This is a genomic window from Streptomyces sp. CB01635, from assembly GCF_002803065.1.
GTDB lineage: Bacteria > Actinomycetota > Actinomycetes > Streptomycetales > Streptomycetaceae > Streptomyces.
The window spans coordinates 283783-303518 of sequence record NZ_NNBL01000001.1; the positions used below are offsets into that span (position 1 = coordinate 283783).

General features: G+C 72.5%; 19 protein-coding genes. 9 read left to right on the forward strand and 10 right to left on the reverse strand.

Going from position 1 to position 19736, the window contains the following annotated elements:
• Positions 1–73: 73 nt before the first annotated feature.
• Together CG723_RS01195 and CG723_RS01200 are read right to left on the reverse strand one after the other, a co-directional pair.
• Entirely contained in the window at positions 74–736 is a 663-nt protein-coding gene (locus CG723_RS01195; protein ID WP_100591261.1) for a response regulator transcription factor, read from the reverse strand.
• A 356-nt stretch (positions 737–1092) separates the two neighbouring features.
• The gene (locus CG723_RS01200; protein WP_100591262.1) at positions 1093–1767 is read right to left on the reverse strand and encodes a DUF3000 domain-containing protein; all 675 of its coding nucleotides are present in this window, start codon (positions 1765–1767) and stop codon (positions 1093–1095) included.
• 110 nt (positions 1768–1877) lie between these two features.
• On the opposite strand from CG723_RS01200, the gene hemE reads away from it, so the two are divergent.
• Together hemE and CG723_RS01210 are read left to right on the forward strand one after the other, a co-directional pair.
• Positions 1878–2945: a uroporphyrinogen decarboxylase gene (gene hemE, locus CG723_RS01205; protein WP_100591263.1), complete on the forward strand. Its 1068-nt coding sequence runs from the start codon at positions 1878–1880 to the stop codon at positions 2943–2945.
• A 136-nt stretch (positions 2946–3081) separates the two neighbouring features.
• On the forward strand, positions 3082–3438 hold the full coding sequence (locus tag CG723_RS01210) for a hypothetical protein (RefSeq protein ID WP_100591264.1): 357 nt from the start codon (positions 3082–3084) through the stop codon (positions 3436–3438).
• Here the strand turns inward: CG723_RS01210 and CG723_RS01215 are convergent.
• Both CG723_RS01215 and CG723_RS01220 read right to left on the reverse strand, forming a co-directional pair.
• Complete coding sequence (locus CG723_RS01215; RefSeq protein ID WP_100591265.1) at positions 3435–4814, reverse strand: FAD-dependent oxidoreductase; 1380 nt, start codon at positions 4812–4814, stop codon at positions 3435–3437. The two genes, CG723_RS01210 and CG723_RS01215, sit on opposite strands and share 4 nt — an antisense overlap.
• A gap of 27 nt (positions 4815–4841) precedes the next feature.
• The gene (locus CG723_RS01220; RefSeq protein ID WP_100591266.1) at positions 4842–5834 is read right to left on the reverse strand and encodes a DUF4349 domain-containing protein; all 993 of its coding nucleotides are present in this window, start codon (positions 5832–5834) and stop codon (positions 4842–4844) included.
• Positions 5835–5981: 147 nt separating this feature from the next.
• On the opposite strand from CG723_RS01220, the gene hemG reads away from it, so the two are divergent.
• Together hemG and hemQ are read left to right on the forward strand one after the other, a co-directional pair.
• The gene (hemG, locus tag CG723_RS01225; RefSeq protein WP_100591267.1) at positions 5982–7448 is read left to right on the forward strand and encodes a protoporphyrinogen oxidase; all 1467 of its coding nucleotides are present in this window, start codon (positions 5982–5984) and stop codon (positions 7446–7448) included.
• Positions 7449–7452: 4 nt separating this feature from the next.
• Complete coding sequence (gene hemQ / locus CG723_RS01230) at positions 7453–8172, forward strand: hydrogen peroxide-dependent heme synthase (RefSeq protein ID WP_100591268.1); 720 nt, start codon at positions 7453–7455, stop codon at positions 8170–8172.
• 75 nt (positions 8173–8247) lie between these two features.
• Here the strand turns inward: hemQ and CG723_RS01235 are convergent, their stop codons facing one another.
• The 6 genes from CG723_RS01235 to CG723_RS01260 form a co-directional block, all read right to left on the reverse strand.
• Positions 8248–9840: an alpha/beta hydrolase gene (locus tag CG723_RS01235; protein ID WP_100591269.1), complete on the reverse strand. Its 1593-nt coding sequence runs from the start codon at positions 9838–9840 to the stop codon at positions 8248–8250.
• 149 nt (positions 9841–9989) lie between these two features.
• A complete protein-coding gene (locus tag CG723_RS01240) occupies positions 9990–10760 on the reverse strand; it encodes a TIGR04222 domain-containing membrane protein (RefSeq protein ID WP_100591270.1) in 771 nt (256 codons plus the stop codon).
• A gap of 112 nt (positions 10761–10872) precedes the next feature.
• Entirely contained in the window at positions 10873–11616 is a 744-nt protein-coding gene (locus tag CG723_RS01245) for a DUF4142 domain-containing protein (protein ID WP_100591271.1), read from the reverse strand.
• Between the two features lie 104 nt (positions 11617–11720).
• Positions 11721–13046: a DUF692 domain-containing protein gene (locus CG723_RS01250; protein WP_100591272.1), complete on the reverse strand. Its 1326-nt coding sequence runs from the start codon at positions 13044–13046 to the stop codon at positions 11721–11723.
• Between the two features lie 174 nt (positions 13047–13220).
• Positions 13221–13997 (reverse strand): peptidyl-tRNA hydrolase, encoded by a 777-nt coding sequence (locus CG723_RS01255; RefSeq protein WP_100591273.1) that lies wholly within the window; start codon positions 13995–13997, stop codon positions 13221–13223.
• Positions 13998–14054: 57 nt separating this feature from the next.
• The gene (locus CG723_RS01260) at positions 14055–14249 is read right to left on the reverse strand and encodes a hypothetical protein (RefSeq protein ID WP_100591274.1); all 195 of its coding nucleotides are present in this window, start codon (positions 14247–14249) and stop codon (positions 14055–14057) included.
• 641 nt (positions 14250–14890) lie between these two features.
• Between CG723_RS01260 and CG723_RS01265 the strand changes: the two genes are divergently transcribed.
• The 5 genes from CG723_RS01265 (at position 14891) to CG723_RS01285 (ending at position 19729) form a co-directional block, all read left to right on the forward strand.
• Complete coding sequence (locus CG723_RS01265; RefSeq protein WP_100591275.1) at positions 14891–16756, forward strand: phage tail sheath subtilisin-like domain-containing protein; 1866 nt, start codon at positions 14891–14893, stop codon at positions 16754–16756.
• Between the two features lie 34 nt (positions 16757–16790).
• The gene (locus CG723_RS01270; RefSeq protein ID WP_100591276.1) at positions 16791–17315 is read left to right on the forward strand and encodes a phage tail protein; all 525 of its coding nucleotides are present in this window, start codon (positions 16791–16793) and stop codon (positions 17313–17315) included.
• 79 nt (positions 17316–17394) lie between these two features.
• Positions 17395–18123: a T4 family baseplate hub assembly chaperone gene (locus CG723_RS01275; protein ID WP_100591766.1), complete on the forward strand. Its 729-nt coding sequence runs from the start codon at positions 17395–17397 to the stop codon at positions 18121–18123.
• Positions 18116–18841, forward strand: a complete 726-nt coding sequence (locus tag CG723_RS01280) for a hypothetical protein (RefSeq protein WP_100591277.1) — start codon at positions 18116–18118, stop codon at positions 18839–18841. Before CG723_RS01275 ends, CG723_RS01280 begins: the two co-directional genes overlap by 8 nt.
• 60 nt (positions 18842–18901) lie before the next feature.
• The gene (locus tag CG723_RS01285; RefSeq protein WP_100591278.1) at positions 18902–19729 is read left to right on the forward strand and encodes a DUF4255 domain-containing protein; all 828 of its coding nucleotides are present in this window, start codon (positions 18902–18904) and stop codon (positions 19727–19729) included.
• The last annotated feature ends 7 nt before the right edge of the window (positions 19730–19736 follow it).

A 19736-nucleotide genomic window follows, 5' to 3' on the forward strand; every position in this document is an offset into this window, starting at 1 on the left:
CGTCTGTGTACCTTCAGCGCCCGTCGACGGAACGTTCCGTCGACGGGCGCTGAAGGTATGTAAAGCAGTCAGGTCAGTGGATGATGCCGGTGCGCAGGGCCACGGCGACCATTCCGGCGCGGTCGCCCGTGCCGAGCTTGCGCGCGATGCGGGCGAGGTGGCTCTTGACGGTCAGCGCGGACAGGCCCATCGAGACTCCGATGGCCTTGTTCGACTGGCCCTCTGCGACGAGCCGGAGCACCTCGACCTCACGGCCTGACAGTTCGCGGTAGCCGCCCGGGTGGCTCGGAGCACCCGGGGGGCGGCGGTGCATACGGGCCGCGGCGGACCCGATGGGGGCGGCGCCGGGGCGGGAGGGCAGCCCGACGTTGGTACGGGTGCCGGTGACGACGTAGCCCTTGACGCCGCCCGCGAGGGCGTTGCGTACGGCACCGATGTCGTCGGCGGCGGAGAGGGCGAGCCCGTTGGGCCAGCCCGCGGCACGGGTTTCGGACAGAAGGGTCAGGCCGGAGCCGTCGGGAAGGTGGACGTCTGCGACGCAGATGTCGCGGGGGTTGCCGATGCGGGGACGAGCCTCCGCGACGGACGAGGCCTCGATGACGTCACGTACACCGAGCGCCCACAGGTGGCGGGTGACGGTGGAACGGACGCGCGGGTCGGCCACGACCACCATGGCGGTCGGCTTGTTCGGGCGGTAGGCGACCAGGCTTGCGGGCTGCTCGAGGAGAACGGACACCAGGCCTCCTGGGGTGCGGGACGGGACCGGCTCGGGGATGAAGCCGGGGCGAACCGTGCTTTCAAGGTCACAGACCTCTTCGGCAGTAAACCCGCTCGCCTTTAGAGAAAGATCACGATTTAGTGAGTAACAATTCGTGCAATTCGGACACGCGATCGATCATCCGAAGATCGAACCGAATCACAACGGGACCGGAACTCTTCGAGGTCCGGTCCTGATCCGTTCTGTCCCCGCCACTGTCCCTGCCCCTGGTCACCGGCGGCGGAAGGCCGAAAATCGCCTACCGATGGCTGTACCTCTTCGCCCGTCAGGACTCCTGCACCGCCGTTCAGGACTCGTGCATCGCCGTTCAGGACCTACTTCTGCGGCCCCCGGCGCTGAGGCAGCGTCACCACGGACGCGTCCCCGGGACCGGCCGGCGGCAGGCCCGCGATCTGGCTGAGGAGATCGCACCAGGCCGCCAGGTGCGAGGCCGTGTCCGGCACCCCGGCGGGCCCTTCACGCGGTGTCCACGAGGCCCGGATCTCGATCTGCGACGCCGGCGCACGCTCACTGAGCCCGCCGAAGTAGTGCGAACTCGCCCGCGTCACCGTGCCGCTCGCCTCCCCGTACGAGAGTCCCCGCCCCTGGAGCGCGCCCGTCAGCCACGACCAGCAGACCTCGGGGAGCAGGGGGTCCGCCGCCATCTCCGGCTCCAGCTCCGCCCGCACCAGCGTCACCAGACGGAACGTCCCGTGCCACGCGTCGTGCCCCGCCGGGTCGTGCAGCAGGACGAGGCGGCCGTCCGCGAGGTCGTCGTCGCCGTCCACCACCGCGGCCTCCAGCGCGTATGCGTGCGGCGCGAGGCGCTGGGGCGGCTTGGTCGGGTCCACCTCGATCTCCGGGCGCAGCCGTGCTCCCTGCAAGGCCTCGACCGCCGCTCGGAACGGCGGTGGTGCCGAGTCCACCGGATCCATCGTCTTGCGCCCCTCCCGCTCCGATTCACTCATTCCCTCAGCGCCGTCCGACAGTCGTCCCTCAGCCGCAGCCATGCGGGGAAGATTAAGGGGAACGCGGCCTTCGCGCAGGGAGAGACACCCGGCACCTCCGCCCCGATGTCCCCGCGCCCGGCGGGGTTCGCACCCGTGCGAGACTTTCCGACGTGAGTGCCAACCTCCGCCCCACGGGCCAGCAGCCGACAGCGACGTACGAATCCGCCTTCCTCAAGGCGTGCCGGCGTGAGCCGGTGCCGCACACCCCGGTGTGGTTCATGCGGCAGGCCGGTCGTTCGCTGCCCGAGTACCTCAAGGTGCGCGAGGGCATTCCGATGCTCGAGTCCTGCATGATGCCCGAGCTCGTCGCCGAGATCACGATGCAGCCCGTGCGCCGCCACCACGTCGACGCGGCCATCTACTTCAGCGACATCGTCGTGCCGCTCAAGGCCATCGGCATCGACCTCGACATCAAGCCGGGCGTCGGTCCCGTCGTCGAGCAGCCCATCCGCTCGCGAGCCGACCTCGCGCGGCTGCGCGACCTCACGCCCGAGGACGTCTGGTACGTCACCGAGGCGATCGGTCTGCTGACGGCCGAGCTCGGCTCCACCCCCCTCATCGGTTTCGCGGGCGCGCCCTTCACCCTTGCGAGCTACCTCGTGGAGGGCGGTCCGTCCAAGAACCACGAGCACACCAAGGCGCTCATGTACGGCGACCCGCAGCTGTGGGCCGACCTGCTCGACCGCCTCGCCGAGATCACCTCCGCGTTCCTCAAGGTGCAGATCGAGGCGGGCGCCTCCGCAGTCCAGCTCTTCGACTCGTGGGTCGGCGCGCTCGCCCCCGCCGACTACCGGCGCTCCGTGATGCCCGCGTCGTCCAAGGTGTTCAAGGCCGTCGAGGAGTACGGCGTGCCGCGCATCCACTTCGGTGTCGGCACCGGCGAGCTCCTCGGTCTCATGGGCGAGGCCGGCGCCGACGTGGTCGGCGTCGACTGGCGCGTGCCGCTCGACGAGGCCGCGCGCCGCGTCGGCCCCGGCAAGGCGCTCCAGGGCAACATCGACCCGGCGGTCCTCTTCTCCACGCGGGAAGCGGTGGAGGCCAAGGCCCGCGAGGTGCTCGACGCGGCGGCGGACCTGGAGGGCCACGTCTTCAACCTCGGCCACGGCGTGCCGCCCACCACCGACCCGGACTCCCTGTCGCGTCTCGTGGAGTACGTCCACACGCAGACCGCCCGCTAGGGGTAGGCAGCCACGGCGGGGTCCTGACCGACCCCGCCCCGCCGGACGGACAGCGCCGCCCCCTGAACGCAAGGCGCCCGCCGCGCGTACGTCATGCCGAGCAGTGTCCCGCCGCCCCAAGCGAGGAGACCAGCCCATGACCGACCATCAGCCGGGTGCCCCCGTCCCTCCCCTCACCGCCCTGCCCGACGGTGAGGCCCAGCTCGCCGTCGTACTGCGCCTGACCTGGGAGGATCTGGCCGCGCTCGGTCAGGAGGCCGGCCGCATCGCCGCCCGCACGCACCGCCCGGTCACGCTCGACGAGGCCGTCAGCCACCGCCTGCGCACCCGCTTGCCCGCGGCCCACGCCAAACCTCCGCAGGCCACGGCCGCTTCCGCCCTGAGCGCGGCCACGCCCCGCACCCCCGGCGACCAGGCCCGCCAGGCCATAGAGAAGATCAACGGCACGTCCACCCCGATGCCGCCCACATCATCCGGCCCGGACGCGCCCTAGCCCCTGCGCACCGCCGCGCTCGACTTGCGGGCCGCCACCAGGACCGGGTCCCACACCGGTGAGAACGGCGGTGCGTAGCCGAGGTCGAGGGCCGTCATCTGGTCCACCGTCATGCCCGCGGTCAGGGCGACCGCCGCGATGTCGACCCGCTTCGCGGCGCCCTCGCGGCCGACGATCTGCACGCCGAGCAGGCGGCCCGTGCGGCGCTCGGCGATCATCTTCACCGTCATCGGGGCCGCGCCCGGGTAGTAGCCCGCGCGGCTCGTCGACTCGACCGTCGCGGACACGAACTGCAGACCGGCCCGCCGCGCGTCCTTCTCGCGCAGGCCCGTGCGCGCGATCTCCAGGTCGCACACCTTGCTCACCGCCGTCCCGACGACGCCCGGGAACGTCGCGTAACCGCCGCCCGCGTTCATGCCGATGACCTGCCCGTGCTTGTTGGCGTGCGTGCCGAGCGCGATGTGGCGCTCGCGGCCCGAGACCAGGTCGAGGACCTCCACGCAGTCCCCGCCCGCCCAGATGTTCTCGTGGCCGCGCACGCGCATGGCCAGATCGGTGAGGAGCCCGCCGTGCTCGCCCAGGGGGAGCCCCGCGGCGCGCGCCAGCGCGGTCTCCGGGCGGACGCCGATGCCCAGGACGACGACGTCCGCCGGATACTCGTCGGCGGTCGTCGCCACCGCCCGCGCCCGCCCGTCGCCGTCCGTGAGGATCTTGGTGACCTCGGCGTCGTCGACCATGGTGATGCCCATGGCGGTCATCGACTCGTGGACCAGGCGGCCCATGTCGGGGTCGAGCGTCGACATCGGCTCCGGCCCGCGGTTGACGACCGTGACCTCGTATCCGCGGCGGATCAGCGCCTCCGCCATCTCGACGCCGATGTAGCCCGCGCCGACGACGACGGCCCGCCGCCCCTGCGTCGCGGCGAGCGTGTCGAGCAGTGCCTGGCCGTCGTCGAGGGTCTGCACGCCGTGCACGCCCGGCGCGTCGATCCCGGGAATCCGCGGCCGCACCGGCCGGGCACCCGTAGCGATCACGAGCTTGTCGTACGAGGTCCAGGCATCCGTCCCCGTGTCGAGCGCGCGTGACCTCACCCGTCCGCCCTCGACGTCGAGTTCGGTCACCTCCGTGCGCATGCGCAGGTCGATGGACCGCTCCCGGTGCTCCTCGGGCGTGCGCGCGATCAGCTCGTCGCGCCCTTCCACCTCGCCACCGACCCAGTACGGGATGCCGCACGCCGAGTACGAGGAGAAGTGCCCCCGCTCGAAGGCCACGATCTCCAGCTCGTCGGGGCCGCGCATCCTGCGGGCCTGCGACGCGGCGGACATGCCCGCCGCGTCGCCGCCGATGACCACCAGTCGCTCACGTGTAGGGCTCATGCCCACCAAACTACGTCCGTGCCCCCGTCACTCCTCCTCGCCCCGCTCCCCGGCCGGCGGATGCGCGGGCAGCGGGCCGAGCGCCGTCGTCAACGGCTGTGGGGCAGTGGTGGCCCTGCGCGGCAGCCGCGGACGCACCAGGCGCAGCCACAGGAAGACCAGCAGGCCGCCCACCACGGCGAACGGCAGCACGGCGCCGATGGCCACCGCGACCCAGCGCAGCATTGTCACGAACGCTCCCCAGCCACCCGCGACCGCGTCGGTGAACCCCGGGTCGTCGTCCTTGTGCCCCGCCGGTTTCACCGGGGTCTCGGTCAGTGACAGCGTGATCGTCGCGAGGCTCGTGCGGTCCTTGAGGGACGCCTGCTGCGCGAGCAGGGCCTCCAGATCGGACTCGCGGGTGCTCAACTCCCCTTCCAGGGCGACCACATCGCTCAGCTTCGTCGCCTTGTCCATCAGCTCGCGCACCCGCGCCACGCTCGCCCGCTGCGACTTGACGCGGCTCTCCACGTCGACGACCTGGTCGGTGACGTCCTGCGCCTTCACGTTCCGCTCGATGAGCCGGCCCGAGCCCGCGAGGTCCGAGAGGACCTGCTCGTAGCGCTCCTGCGGCACGCGCAGGACGACACGGGAACGCTCATGTCCCCTGCCGTCGCGGTCGGTCGACTCGTTGCCGACGATGCCGCCCGCGTCCTCGGCCGCCGTGCGTGCCTGGTCGAGCGCCTGCGGGACGTCCTTGACCTGCACGGTGAGCGTCGCCGTGCGGATGATGTGGACGCCGGCGAGCTTGGGCGGCTCGCGTCGGGACGACTTCGCGTCCGACTGACCCCCGCCGGCCTCCTTCGCGGAGCCCTGGTCCGAGGCGGCCGCCTCGCCGCCCGCGGCCTTGGCGGAGTCCCCGCTGTCCGAGGCGCCGGCGCTGCACCCCGTGAGCGCCAGCGCCGCCACGAGCAGGACGGCGCCGGCCGCCCGCATCCCGCGGCGCCCCGGCCGCTTTCCTGTGGTGCCTGATATCCGCATCGACGTACCCCTTGAGGTTGAGTGGGACGGCCGGCCAAGGACAGGTCCTGGCCGCTTCCTTTGACGGTCCGCCGGCCCTTTTCGGTGGTTGCCGGGTGGTCCCGATGCGGTCACGGTCGGGACTCGCCGGTCTGAGACAGTGGGGCCATGCGCGAAGCGGACACAGGTACGGGAACGGGACAGGCCCCGAGGGCGGTCGTCATCGGCGGTGGCATCGCGGGGCTAGCCGCGGCTCACCGGCTGCTCGCGGCGGGCGCGCAGGTCACCGTCCTGGAGGCGTCGGGCCGGCTCGGCGGCAAGCTGCGCGCCGGTGAGATCGCGGGTGTACGGGTCGATCTCGGCGCCGAGTCGATGCTCGCCCGGCGCCCCGAGGCCGTGGACCTCGCCCGCGAGGTCGGGCTCGGAGACCGGCTCCAGCCGCCGGGCACGGCGACGGCCTCGCTCTGGACCAGGGGCGCGCTGCGCCCGATGCCCAAGGGCCATGTGATGGGCGTCCCCGGCACCGCCGCCGCACTCTCCGGGGTCCTGTCCGACGAGGGCCTCGCCCGCATCGAGCAGGACCGCGAGCTGCCCGCCACCGAGTTCGGCGACGACGTCGCCGTCGGCGCGTACGTCGCCGAGCGCCTCGGCCGCGAGGTCGTCGACCGGCTCGTGGAGCCGCTGCTCGGCGGCGTCTACGCGGGCGACGCGTACCGCATCTCGATGCGCAGCGCCGTCCCCCAGCTCTTCGAGGAGGCCCGCAGCCACCGCTCCCTGACCGAGGCCGTCCGCGCGATCCAGGAGCGCGCGGCGCGGAACCAGCAGACCGGCCCCGTCTTCATGGGCATCGAGGGCGGCATCGGACAGCTCCCGCTCGCCGTCGCCGACTCGGTGCGCGCGCGGGGCGGCGAGATCCTCCTCGACAGCCCCGCCCACGGACTGCGCCGCACCCCCGACGGCTGGGAGGTCCGGGTCGACGACCGGGTCATCGAGGCCGACGCCGTCGTCCTCGCCGTTCCCGCGCAGCAGGCCGCCTGGCTCCTCGACACCGAGTCGCCGGCCGCCGCCGCCGAGCTGCGCACCGTCGAGTACGCGTCGATGGCCCTGATCACCCTCGCGTTCCGGCGCGACGAGGCGCACCTGCCCGAGGGCTCCGGCTTCCTCGTGCCGCCGGTCGACGGCCACACGATCAAGGCGTCCACGTTCGCCTCGAACAAGTGGGGGTGGATCGCGGCCGAGGACCCCGGCCTGGTCGTCGTACGCACCTCCGTGGGCCGCTACCAGGACGAGAAGGACCTCGCGCGCGACGACGACGGGCTCGTCGAGGTGTCGCGCCACGACCTGCGGGAGGCCACCGGGCTGAGTGCCACGCCCGTCGCCACGCGCGTCACGCGCTGGCACGAGGGCCTGCCCCAGTACCCCGTCGGCCACCACGCGCGCGTGGCGCGGATCCGCGGCCACGTCGCCAAGATCCCCGGACTTGCCGTGTGCGGAGCGGCGTACGACGGCGTCGGCATCCCGGCCTGCGTCGCGAGCGCCTACGCCGCCGTCGACCAGCTGGACGGCGACCTGACCGGCGTGGAGGAGCTCACCGCGAACCCGGTGCAGAGTCTGCACGGCGGCGCGGGAGAATAGCCCTATGAGTGACGACGCCCCCGCCAAGATCCCGAACGCAGGCAAGAAGGCCAAGGACCTCAATGAGGTCATCCGCTACACCCTGTGGTCCGTCTTCAAGCTCCGAGACGTCCTCCCCGAGGACCGGGCCGGCTACGCCGACGAGGTCCAGGAGCTCTTCGACCAGCTCGCCGCGAAGGACGTGACGGTCCGCGGCACGTACGACGTGTCGGGCCTGCGCGCGGACGCCGACGTCATGGTCTGGTGGCACGCGGAGACCGCGGACCAGCTCCAGGAGGCGTACAACCTCTTCCGCCGCACGAAGCTGGGGCGCGCCCTCGAGCCGGTCTGGTCGAACATGGCGCTGCACCGCCCCGCCGAGTTCAACCGCTCGCACATCCCGGCCTTCCTCGCCGACGAGACGCCCCGCAACTACGTGAGCGTCTATCCGTTCGTGCGCTCCTACGACTGGTACCTGCTGCCCGACGAGGACCGCCGCCGCATGCTCGCGGACCACGGCAAGATGGCCCGCGGCTACCCGGACGTCCGCGCCAACACCGTCGCCTCGTTCTCGCTGGGCGACTACGAGTGGCTCCTCGCCTTCGAGGCCGACGAGCTGTACCGCATCGTCGACCTGATGCGTCACCTGCGCGCCTCCGAGGCTCGTATGCACGTCCGCGAGGAGGTCCCGTTCTACACGGGCCGCCGCAAGAGCGTCGCCGAACTGGTCGAGGGTCTCGCGTAGTTCGCACCCGGTCCGCACGCGAAGGGGCCGACCGGTTGGACGACCGGTCGGCCCCTTCGCGTTCCGTGCCGGCCGTCAGTCCACGGCGAGCGGCGCCGGTTCGGGGTGCGGGGCGCAGGACGCGGCGCGGGTCACCGGGACCCGCCCCTCCATCAGATACGCGTCGAGGTGGCTGTTCACGCACTTGTTCGGGCCGGCGGCGATGCCGTGGGTGCCCGCGCCGCGCTCCGTGACCAGGACCGACCCCGGAAGCCTGCGCCACAGCTCACGGGCGCCCTCGTACGGGGTGGCCGCGTCCCGCTCGGCGGCCAGGATCAGGGTCGCAGGCAGCGCGCCGGGGGCGGTCCGTACGTCGACGGGGCGCTGGCGCGGGGCGGGCCAGTACGCGCAGGGCAGGTTCATCCAGGCGTTGTCCCACGTCTCGAACGGGGCGTGGCGCGCGAGCTCGGTGTTGTCGCGGTCCCAGACGCGGAAGTCGGTGGGCCACGCCGAGTCGTTGCACTCGACGGCCGTGTAGACGGCGGCGCTGTTCTCGTTCTCGGTGGCCGCCGCGGTCTGCGGCGCGGCCTGCTCGGTGAGCGGCTTCGGATTGCCCTTCAGATACTCGGACAGCGCGGACGCCCGCATCGCCCAGTAGTCGTCGTAGTACCCGGCCTGGAGGTATGCGGCCTGGAGCTGGCCGGGGCCGACGGTGCCGCCCACCGGCTCGCTCGCGAGCCGCGCCCTGACCTTCTCGTAGCTCTGCTGTACATCGGCGGCGGTCGCGCCCAGGTGGTACGTCTTGTCGTGCTTGGCCACCCACCGCCGGAAGTCCGCCCAGCGCCGCTCGAAGGCCACCGACTGCACGAGGTTGTTGGTGTACCAGATCTGCTTCGGGTCGGGGTTCACGGCCGAGTCGAAGACCATGCGGCGCACATGCGTGGGGAAGAGCGTCGCGTACACGGCCCCGAAGTACGTGCCGTACGACGACCCCATGAAGTTCAGCTTCCGCTCGCCGAGCCCGGCGCGCAGCACGTCCAGGTCGCGGGCGTTGTTGAGCGTCGTGTAGTGCCGCAGCGCGCCCCCGGCGTTCTTCGCGCACCCCCGCGCGTAAGCCTTGGCCTGCGCGATCCGCTCCAGCTTGTACGAGGCGGAGGGGTGCGTCGGCGCCTGCGTGGGGGCCTTCGCGAACCGCTTCGGGTCCGCGCAGGAAAGCGGGGCCGAGCGGCCGACGCCGCGCGGCGCGTAGCCGACGAGGTCGTACGCGGAGGCGATGCGCTTCCACTGCGGCATCAGCCCGACGAGCGGGAAGTACATGCCGGACGCGCCCGGGCCGCCCGGGTTGAAGACGACGGAGCCCTGCCTGCGGACCGGCCTGCCGCCCTTCGGCGCCGTCGTGCCGGTGGCCTTCACGCGGCTGACGGTGAGCTTGATCTGCTTGCCGTCGGGGTGGGCGTAGTCGAGGGGGACGGAGACCGTGCCGCACTTGATGTAGTCCGGGAGGTGCTCCGCGGCGGCGCAGGCGCCGAAGGTGATTCCGGAGACCGCGGCGCGGGCGGCGGCGACGGATGTGCCGCGCAGCTCGGCGGTGTCGGGCGGGGTCTGGGTGTCGGCGCGGCCGGGGGCGGCGACGAGGGCGGTCAGGACCAGGGATCCGGCGGCCGCGTAGACGGCGGGGGCTGCTCTCATCGCTCTTCTGGGTCCCTTTCGTCCGGCCCTCGTGCGGCCGTTTCGCGCGGCCTTCGGGGCTGTCACCCGCCTGCCGGGAGCAGACGCGAACAAAGGGGATACTTCGTGCGGCAGTTGACGAAGTAAAGCACCGGCCTGCCGGTGTCGGCTCAATGACCCCGTTGCGCCGTTCCGAAGGCGGAGCGCAGCGCGGGGTCGGATACTGCGCGGACGCCGTGCACGGCGACGGCGGTCAGCAGGGCGGCCTCCCCGACCCCTTCGCGTACGCCCCTCGGCAGGGCGCCGATCAGCCGCTGCCCGGTGGGTGAGGCCCAGCGCGTGTAGGGGTGGACCTCGAAGCGGGCGATCGCCAGACAGGACAGCGTGAGGATCAGGGGCAGCGCGAACCACGCGGCGATCAGCACGCCGTCGCCGGGCTCCCCGCCCGGCATCGTCAGCGATACGGCGGCCAGGACCACGACGGCGAGCGCGGCGGCCCGCACCTGGCGGACCGCGGCCGCGACCCCGCCGCGCGCGCCGTCGGGAACGGCGAGGCCCGCCGCGACGAGCCGGTCGGCCAGCGCCCGTACCGCGTCCGCGGCCGCCGTCGCCCGGCGCACCGCCCCTATCCGCGACTGCCCGTCCGGACCGATGGCGCCGATCACCGAGCGCTCGATGTCGTCGCCGCCGACCGGGTCGACCACGGTGGCCCAGCCGGTGTGCGCGAGCAGCAGCCGCCGGCTGCGCGCCATCGAGACGAGGGTCAGATCGGCGACCCGGAAGGGGCCGCCCGACAGGAACGCGGCCTCGTACAGCGTCAGTTCGTGCGCGCCGCCGCCGGCCGGCTCGCCGTGCGCGGCGTGCACCGCGGCGAGGCAGAGGCGCGCGCAGGACAGAAAGGCGGCGGCGCAGGCCATGAGCAGGAACAGGAGCCAGAACATGGCGTTTTTCTATGCCACGCGCTCGGGTGGCGCCACGGCTTGTTCACCATATGGACAGAGCGTCGTCGGTATGTGACGTTCCGTTTGTCGTGCCCGGTTGAGTCAGGTCGTGTCAGGGCTTGGGCCGGGAGGCCGCCGGGGGCAGCGGGAAGGACGGGGAGGGGGAGAGGGGCGTCGGGGGCTCGGGGGACGTCACCGGACCCGGCGGGGCGGGGGAGCGGGTCTCCGGTGGCGTACTCGTACCGGCGGCGTCCCGCGCGAGCGCGTCGAAGTCGACCAGGCCCGTGGACTCCAGGATCTTGATGTGGTCGAGGACGGTCTTGTTCGCGTCGTCCGCCAGGTCCCGTACGAGCGAGTTGCGTGTCGTCGCGCGGACCTGGGCGACCAGCGAGAAGACCTTCCCGTGGGCCCGGCGCAGGATGTTGGCGAACTTCCGCTCGTAGTCCTCGCCGTGCGCCGCGCTCAGCTCGGAGAGCCAGTGCTGCTGCTGGCTGCCCGGCTGGTTGGGGAGTTCGAGGCCGAGCCGCGCGGCGACCTCGCGCACGCGCGCGTCCAGGAAGGTGTGCCCCTCGACGAGGTGCTCACCCGCCGTCCGCACCGCCGTGCTCGTCCCTCTCGCCTCGGCCTGCTGGCCCGCGGGCAGCTCCCACAGGCCCGCGAGCCGGACCTTCGTGACGAACTCGCGGTCCAGCGCCGACAGCGGGCCGAATCTGGTCGACACGGTCCCCTCGTCGAGCAGGTCCACGCCCGTGCCGGAGCGGTCGGCGTACGACCAGACCGGGAACACGAGAGCTGCGAGTGTGGTGACGAGCCCGGCGACGATGAGTCCGGTGCCGTTGACGAATCGGGTGCGCATGGTGCCTCCTGGTGCGGCACCGCACGCTAGTCCGCCTCACGGACGTGGGCTCGGGTACCCCCGCGAATACGCCAACTGCGGTACGGGGCGCGGGGTGGCGACGCTCAGGCGGACCGGAGAGCCGGACGCCCCCGGTTCAGGGCGGACCGCGCCGCGCGCACCAGGCGTGCCCCCGGGTGCGCGGCCGGCGGGGTGGGCCCCGACCGCTCCCGCCACCACCGGTCCAGTTCCCGCCGCGCCCCCGCGTCCCCGGGCCCGCCGGAGTCGAGCAGGTGCTCGGCGAAGCCGAGGGCGTCACGGCGGTAGCCGCCCGTCATGGGCCGGCCCTGCGCGTACGACAGGAACGCCGGGCGGTACGCGGCCGCGCCGAGGATCTCCGGCAGTTCGGGGGCCACCTTCGCCACGACGTCCGCCCGCTTGGCGCACAGCGCCCGGCTCTGGACCTTGAGCCGCACCCGGTCGAACCCCTCCGGCGCGGGCGTCCCCGCGACGAGGGCGGACAGGAGCGCGGCCTGCGCGAGCGCGAGCCGCTGACGGGCGGGATCGGTCCCCTGAACAGTGTTGCCCGAAAGGAAGCGCACGGTGCGCCCATCGGCGGGCGCGGTCGCCAACGTCCCCCTGATCTCGGCGAGTTCACGCTCCAGCTCCTGCGGAGCCGGGAAGTTCTCGTCGCGCTCCAGGAGGACTCCGGGCGGCGAGACCCGGGACGCCAGGTCGGCGAGGATGTCGAGGACGGGGCGCGGCACGGGGTGCGCGTGGCTGTCGTGCCACACGCCGTCGCGCTCGAAGCCGCCCGCCACATGCACGTACGCGATGGCCTCGACCGGCAGCTCGCCGAGCGCCTTCGCGGGATCCTCGCCGCGGTTGACGTGGTTCGTGTGCAGATTCGCCACGTCGATCAGGAGGTGGACGCCGGTGCGCTCCACCAGTTCGTACAGGAACTGTCCCTCCGTCATCTCCTCGCCGGGCCAGGAGAACAGGGCCGCGATGTTCTCCACGGCGAGGGGTACGGGCAGTGCGTCCTGGGCGATGCGGATGTTCTCGCAGAGCACGTCGAGGGCGTCCCTCGTGCGCGGGACCGGCAGCAGATGGCCGGCCTCCAGCGGCTGCGACGCGGTGAGCGCGCCGCCCGCCCGTACGAACGCGATGTGCTCGGTGACGAGCGGGGAACCGAGGGCCTCGGCGCGGGCCGCCAGGTCGGCGAGCCTGTCCTCGTCGGGCCGCTGCGCGCCGCCGAGGCCGAGCGAGACGCCATGCGGCACGACGGTGACGCCGCGCTCGCGCAGCCGCCGCAGGGAGTCGGGGACGTGCCCGGGGCACACGTTCTCCGCGACGGCCTCGACCCAGTCGATGCCGGGCATCGCCTCCACGGCCTCCGCGATCTCCGGACGCCAGCCGATGCCCGTACCCAGACGCTCGATCCGCTGCATGGTTCCCCTCCTCCACCCCGGCCGTATGCCGTGCGATGCCGGTGTCATGACCCCGGCGGACACCGCCGAACCCCGGAGAGGGGACGTTCAGAGGTTCATTTGAGGTTCCGCGCGGCGCCCCGAGGGGCGAGCCGACACGGGGTTGCCCGAAGCGGCTCCCGGCCCCGCGGGTCGCTACGCCTGCTGACCGACAGGGAGGGGACAGAAGCGACTGCCCCCTTCGGTGACCACCGTCATTCCGGGGGCGATCTCCGTGAAGCCGGCGTCGTTCACCACCGGCAGCCCGGCCCGCGTCAGCGGCCCCCACCGGTCGCGGTCGGCCACACGGACCGACAGCGGGAAGCCCGCCTCGCGCCACTCCTTGCGCTCGGTGTCCGACAGCTCCCACCAGGCCAGCTGGGCGGCGTGCCCGGCCTGGGCCATGGTCTTGCCCGCGGTCATGTCGAGCTCGGGGTTCAGCCACAGGACGGGCGCCCGGGGGTCCGGCGCGGACGGCGGCTCCGGGTCGTCGAGCTCCGTGCCGGAGACCTGCAGCCGGGCCAGATCCTTGGGCCAGCCGTCGAGCGGGACCGGCGGAAACACCCGGACCTCGGCCGACCTCCCCGTCACCGTGATCCCTTCGAGCGCCTCCGCCCTGCGCCACTCCGCGCCGCGCGCCCGCCGCACCACCTTGCGGATCCGGGCGTCCTGCCAGTCGCGCATGACCTGCGCCCACTCGCCGTCGCCGGTCGCCCGCGGGTCGGAGAGGATCACGAGGACCGCGCGGGCCGCCGTCTCCAGCGCGTCGGTGCGGGCCGGGGGAGCGGCCTTCTCGATCCGCGCCACGAGGGGCAGCACGAACTGCGGCGCCTCGTCACGCGAGGTCCGCTCGGACCGGAAGGGGCTGTCCTGCGGCACCTCGGCAGAGGTGTCGGCGGTGTCGTTCGGGAGGGTCTGGTCGTCACTGCTCACCGGACCAGTCTGCCAGGCGGAAGATCGGCTCCTCGCGGCCCTCTGCGGCAGCTGTGGTCACCCCGAGCAGGAGGTGCGCTGTGCCTCCTGCCATGCGCACACGGGGCACAGCGTCACACCCTTGTGGGACTCCGGGTACTCGGTGGGCTTGCGGCACAGCACGCACTCGGCGAACGGTTCCGTGGTCGCGCCGGCCGTTTCGGATACGTCCGGGCCCGTACGCGGACCCGGCCCGCCGCGGTGGTCAGCCATGACTCCCAGCGTAGTCCCGGCCCCGGACGGGCGGGCGGCCCCGGAGCGATGCCGGGCATCGCCTCCACGGCCTTCGCGAACTCCTCCACCCCGGCCGTATGCCGCGCGACGCCGGCGCGCAGGGCCGGGTGGTCGGCGACGCGGCCTCACCCCGGTGGAATCGGCCACAGCACTCTTCGTACGCCTCCGCAAGGCCGCAAGGGCAGGAGGGCTTGTGAGCCGGGGCGGAGCCACCCTGCCGCCGGAATTATGAGGTACGTCCGGACATGAGTTCCCTTCTGCTGCACCAACTGCTGTGTGAGATCCGTGAACTATCTGTTCCGACACGTGCACATCGTGTGTGGGTCGCACGCACCTCCCTTCATCGAACCGTCTTTCGGACTGGCGTAAACATGCCTTGTTCCCACAACTCCCCACTCCCCAAGGTGGGTTGAGCACTTGAGCATCAGGAGTCACAAGCGTGCGTGCTTGACCCGGGCGGCCGTCCGTCCGGGGCATTGACGGGGGAACTGATACGGGCTGTGCGGACCGGCGCGACATGACGCGTCCGGAGACCGCCGCGCGCCCGCCGTGCCGACACCTCCCCCTCTGCCGCCTCTTGGTGCCTTTCACCCGGTGCCCGAGAAGGGATAGGAGGGGGAATGCCGACGAATGCCGTGAGCGCCGCGAGGCCGACTTACCCGGGCGTCTACGTCGAAGAGCTTCCCAGCAGCACCCGCGCCATCTCCGCCGTGACCACTTCGGTGACCGCGTTCGTGGGGCACACCCGGCGCGGCCCGCTCAACGAGCCGGTGCGCGTCACCGGATTCGCCGAGTTCGAGCGGCGCTTCGGAGGGCTGAGCGCACAGAGCCCGCTCGCCTACGCGGTGCACCAGTTCTTCGGCAACGGCGGCTCCGTCGCCGTGGTCGTCAGGGTCGCCAAGGCCGGCAGCGGCAAGGCCGCCTGCGTCGTCCTGGAGTCCACCGAGGGCCACAGCGAGAGCCATGTTCTCGAGGTCCACGCCAAGGAACCCGGCGTGTGGGGCAACGGTCTGCGGGTCGCCGTCGACTACGACACCCCGGACTGCGACGAGACCTTCAATCTGCGGGTCTACGACGCCAAGGGCGACGCCCGCGAGAGCTTCACCGGCCTGTCCATGGACGCCGGCAGCGGAACCTACGCGCCCACCGTGATCAACGCCGGGTCGCGCCTCATCCGCGTCGACGCCGTGGACGAGGGCCGCCCCGACCCGTCCGGCACCGTCTCCAAGCCGTTCGGCCACGAACTGCCCGACCTGGCCGTCGACCTGACGGTGAAGATCGGTGACGTGGAGCGTGAGTTCCAGCTCTACGACGCCGACTGCGACGGCGAAGCCCCGTCCTCCGTGGCCGAGCTGGCGCTGCTTCTGGAGCGCAAGCTGCGGGCGCTGCCCGACGCGCCGGGCCGGCACGCCTTCGCGGGTGTCGAGGTCACGGCGTTCGGCCGGCGCGTCCAGGTCGTCGCGGGCTCCACCGACCCCGAGGACGTCGTCCGCTTCCTGGGCGAGTGCGCCAACGACCTGGGCCTGGAGGCCTCGGTCAACCCGCCGGTGTTCCCGCTGGAGGGCGGCGAGGACGGCGAGGCTCCCGGCCCGCGCGACCTCATCGGCTCCGAGGCCGACAAGACCGGCATCCAGGCGCTGCGCGGGGTGGCCGACGTCAACCTGCTGTCGCTGCCGGAGCTGGCGTCGTACGAGAAGACCGAGGACGCCCTCACCGTCGTATCCGCAGCTCAGCGGCTGTGCGAGGAGCGACGGATCTTCCTGCTGGTCGACGCGCCCAGCACCTGGGTGAGCGTGGACTCGGCGCGGGCGGGCCTGTCCGCCTTCGACGCCGTGCGCGGCAACCACGCGGGCCTGTACTTCCCGCACCTGCAGCTCACCGACCCCCTCACCGGGCGGCTGCGCGCCTTCCCGCCGTCCGGCGCGGTCGCCGGCGTCATCGCGCGCACCGACTCCGAGCGCGGTGTCTGGAAGGCACCGGCCGGTACGGAGGCGCAGCTCGTCGGAGTGCGCTCGCTGACCGTCGATCTGACGGACCGCGAGACGGGGCTGCTCAATCCGCTCGGTGTGAACTGCCTGCGCACCTTCCCGCTGGCCGGTCCGCTGGTGTGGGGCGCGCGCACGCTGGAGGGCTCCGACGCCCTCGACAGCGCGTGGAAGTACGTGCCGGTGCGGCGGCTCGCGCTGCAGGTGGAGGAGAGCCTCCAACGCGGTTTGCAGTGGGTCGTGTTCGAACCCAACGACGAGAGCCTGTGGCAGCAGATCCGGCTGTCCGCCTCCTCGTATCTGCACACGCTCTTCCGCCAGGGCGCCTTCAAGGGCAGCACCCCGCGGGAGGCGTACTTCGTCAAGTGCGACAGCGAGACCACGACGGACGAGGACGTGGCGAACGGGATCGTCAACGTGCTCGTCGGTATCGCGCCGGTCCGTCCGGCCGAGTTCGTGGTCGTCAAGATCCAGCAGACGTCCGGGCAGTTCGCTCTCTAGCGGCCCGGGATCCAGGGAGAGCTGAAGGAAATCGATGGCTGAGTTCACGGTCAACGCCCATCGCTTCGACCCGTACAAGAACTTCAAGTTCCTGGTCCTGTGGGACGGACGTACGGTCGCCGGCATCAGCAAGATCAGTCCGCTGAAGCGGACCACGGAGGTCGTCAAGCACCGCCACGGCGGCGACCCCTCCTCCCCGCGCAAGTCGCCGGGGCGCTCGGAGTTCGAGGGCATCACCCTCGAACGCGGGGTGACCCACGACCCGGAGTTCGACCGCTGGGCCAACAAGGTCTGGCAGGTCGGCGCGGGCCTCGGCTCGGAGGTGTCCCTCGCGGACTTCCGCAAGGACCTCGTCATCCAGGTCCTCAACGAGGCCGGCCAGGTCGCCGTCTCGCACAAGCTGTACCGGACCTGGCCCAGCGAGTACCAGGTCCTCGGTGAACTGGACGCCAACGCCAACGCGGTGGCCATCCAGTCGCTGAAGCTCGAGTGCGAGGGCTGGGAGCGGGACTACGAGGTGCCCGAGCCGGAGGAGCCCTCGTTCCTCAACCCGGCCTGAGCGCTCCGCCGGAAGTGCCGCGACGGGTCGTCGTTCGTCTGCGGCTTGATCGTGGCTGGTCGCGGAAATCGGGGTGGACATGGTGATCACCGGGGCGGCTGAACTGCTGGCTGCCTGGGAGGCGGGCCTTGGCGAGGCTCCGGTCGGGCGTGCGCTGCTGCTGCACCGCACGGCACGACCGGACGTCGGGGCGGAACGGCTGCCGGCGCTGCCGGTGGGCGAGCGCGAGGCGGACCTGTTCGCGCTGCGCCGGGCGCTGTTCGGCGAACGGATGCAGGTTCGCCTGGCGTGCGTGGCGTGCGGACAGGACATGGAGTTCGACCTGGACGCCGGGGAGCTCTCCGGGTCGCTGGGCGGGCGCGGCGAGTCGTCCGTACGAGTCCAACAGGACGGCTGGGACGTCGAGTTCAGGCTGCCCGGCGTCGCCGACCTGACGGCGGCGGCCCGGGCGGCGGATCCACGTACGGCCCTGTTCGCGCAATGCCTGGTCTCGGCGGTGCACGACGGGACGGCGGTGACGGCGGGGGAGTTGCCCGCGCCGGTACAGCGCCGGATCGTCGAGGCCGTCGAGGCGGCCGACCCCGGCGCCGACCTGGCGCTCAACGTGGCCTGCCCCGAGTGCGGGCAGGCCACCCGGGCCGAGCTCGACATCGCCTCCTACCTGTGGACCGAACTGGACTCCTGGGCACGGGACGTGCTGCTCGACGTCCATCTGCTCGCCACCGCCTACGGCTGGAGCGAGCCGGAGATCCTGGCGCTCAGCCCGACGCGGCGCCGCTACTACCTGGAGCTGTGTGCGGATGTCTGACTCCGAGACCCCTCAGGGCTCGCCGGACTTCCTCGACCGGCTGCTCGCGCGGCACACCGCCCCGCGACAGGCCGTGGCGCGGGTACGGCCCCGGCTGCCCGGCCCGTTCGAGCGGGTCGAGGCGGTACGGGCCGAGGCATCGGCATCGGAGGAGGACGCGCTGCTGTGGCCCGCGGCCACGCCGTCGGCCGTTCCGCTGCCGGATGCGCCGTCGCCGACGGCTGTGGCGGCACGGACGCACACGGAACGGGAGCGGACCGTCGTCCGCAGCGAACGGGTGGCGGAACAGCAGGGGCCACGGCCGGCGCCGGTGGTCATGGCCGAGGCGCCGCTGCTGCGGCCCGCCGCGCCACTGGCGCCGCCGCGGACTCCGCCCGAGACCGGGCGGCGTGCGGCGGGCCGGGGGCGTGCGGAGCCGGGAGCCGCGCAGTCCGCGGTGTCCGTGCCCGTCCCCCCGGGCAGGGACGCCGTTCCCCACGCCGTATCGGCGGTGCTGCCCCCCGGCGCCGCCGATACGGCGGCAACGCGCGACGCCGTACGGCAGGCCGCGGCCCGGCGACCGGCGCGGGCCGTCGAGCAGGTGGTGCAGGTGCAGATCGGGCGGCTCGAAGTGACGGCGGGCGAGGCGCCCGGCGGCGGACGGCCGCGGACGCCCGCCGCGGGGAGGGCCGGGGCGACCTTGAGCCTCACGGAATACCTGGCGCGGGGGCGCGAGTGAACCGCGAACACGGATCAGTACGACGACCAGCAGTCCGAGAGGAACCGAGGAACTGACGCCATGAGCAACGCACTTGCCCTCGCGCATGTCACCCAGGCCCTCGCCCTGCTGCTCGAGTCCAACCTGGGTCCCGAGATCGACATGGCCGTCAAGGTCGAGCCGCGCAAGCCGCCGGCCGACCCGCCGACCGAGCCCACCATCTCCGTGTTCCTCTACCAGGTCACGCCCGACACCTCGCAGCGCAACAACGACCTGCCGACGCGTGCGGCCGACGGCACGCTGGTCAAGCGGCCCGTCGCGGCACTCGACCTGCACTTCCTGATCACCGCGTACGGCGACGAGACGGAACTGGTCGGTCAGCGGCTGATCGGTTCCGTGGTGCGCGCGCTGCACGAGATACCGGTCCTGCCGAAGGACATCATCGAACTCGCCGGTGAGCGGCCGTACTTGGCAGGCAGCAATCTCGCCGAGTCGGCGCAGCGCGTGCGGTTCACTCCGACGGTGATGGACGTCGACGAGACGTCGAAGCTGTGGGGGATGCTCTACCAGACGCCCTACACCCTGTCGGTGGTCTACCAGGCGGCCCTCGTCCTCATCGACGGCCGGGAGACTCCGGTGGCGGGCAAGCCGGTGGAGAGGCCGGAGGTACGGGTGCTGCCGTTCGGGGCGCCGGGCGCACCGGTCCCTCCGGGGGCGGAACCGACTCCTGACGTGACATCAAATGAGCCTGCTGCAGGCGATGTTGCGAAGAAGGAGGCCGAACCTCCGGCCCCGAGCGCCAAGAAGGCAGCCAGGACCCCAGCGAAGGCCGTCGCGAAATCCCCGGCCAAGGCCCCGGCGCGCACGCGCAAGACAGCGCCCCGGGCCGCCAAGCCCACGCAGGAGTGACACGGCA

Bases quoted from the DNA above. Each gene is read 5' to 3' on its own strand.
- CG723_RS01235 (WP_100591269.1), bottom strand. From the start codon at position 9,840: ATGAGAGCAGCCCCCGCCGTCTACGCGGCCGCCGGATCCCTGGTCCTG.
- CG723_RS01200 (WP_100591262.1), bottom strand. From the start codon at position 1,767: ATGGCTGCGGCTGAGGGACGACTGTCGGACGGCGCTGAGGGAATGAGT.
- CG723_RS01210 (WP_100591264.1), top strand. From the start codon at position 3,082: ATGACCGACCATCAGCCGGGTGCCCCCGTCCCTCCCCTCACCGCCCTG.
- CG723_RS01275 (WP_100591766.1), top strand. From the start codon at position 17,395: ATGGTGATCACCGGGGCGGCTGAACTGCTGGCTGCCTGGGAGGCGGGC.
- CG723_RS01270 (WP_100591276.1), top strand. From the start codon at position 16,791: ATGGCTGAGTTCACGGTCAACGCCCATCGCTTCGACCCGTACAAGAAC.
- hemQ (WP_100591268.1), top strand. From the start codon at position 7,453: ATGAGTGACGACGCCCCCGCCAAGATCCCGAACGCAGGCAAGAAGGCC.
- hemG (WP_100591267.1), top strand. From the start codon at position 5,982: ATGCGCGAAGCGGACACAGGTACGGGAACGGGACAGGCCCCGAGGGCG.
- CG723_RS01260 (WP_100591274.1), bottom strand. From the start codon at position 14,249: ATGGCTGACCACCGCGGCGGGCCGGGTCCGCGTACGGGCCCGGACGTA.
- CG723_RS01250 (WP_100591272.1), bottom strand. From the start codon at position 13,046: ATGCAGCGGATCGAGCGTCTGGGTACGGGCATCGGCTGGCGTCCGGAG.
- CG723_RS01245 (WP_100591271.1), bottom strand. From the start codon at position 11,616: ATGCGCACCCGATTCGTCAACGGCACCGGACTCATCGTCGCCGGGCTC.
- CG723_RS01280 (WP_100591277.1), top strand. From the start codon at position 18,116: ATGTCTGACTCCGAGACCCCTCAGGGCTCGCCGGACTTCCTCGACCGG.
- CG723_RS01285 (WP_100591278.1), top strand. From the start codon at position 18,902: ATGAGCAACGCACTTGCCCTCGCGCATGTCACCCAGGCCCTCGCCCTG.
- CG723_RS01220 (WP_100591266.1), bottom strand. From the start codon at position 5,834: ATGCGGATATCAGGCACCACAGGAAAGCGGCCGGGGCGCCGCGGGATG.
- CG723_RS01240 (WP_100591270.1), bottom strand. From the start codon at position 10,760: ATGTTCTGGCTCCTGTTCCTGCTCATGGCCTGCGCCGCCGCCTTTCTG.
- CG723_RS01265 (WP_100591275.1), top strand. From the start codon at position 14,891: ATGCCGACGAATGCCGTGAGCGCCGCGAGGCCGACTTACCCGGGCGTC.
- CG723_RS01215 (WP_100591265.1), bottom strand. From the start codon at position 4,814: ATGAGCCCTACACGTGAGCGACTGGTGGTCATCGGCGGCGACGCGGCG.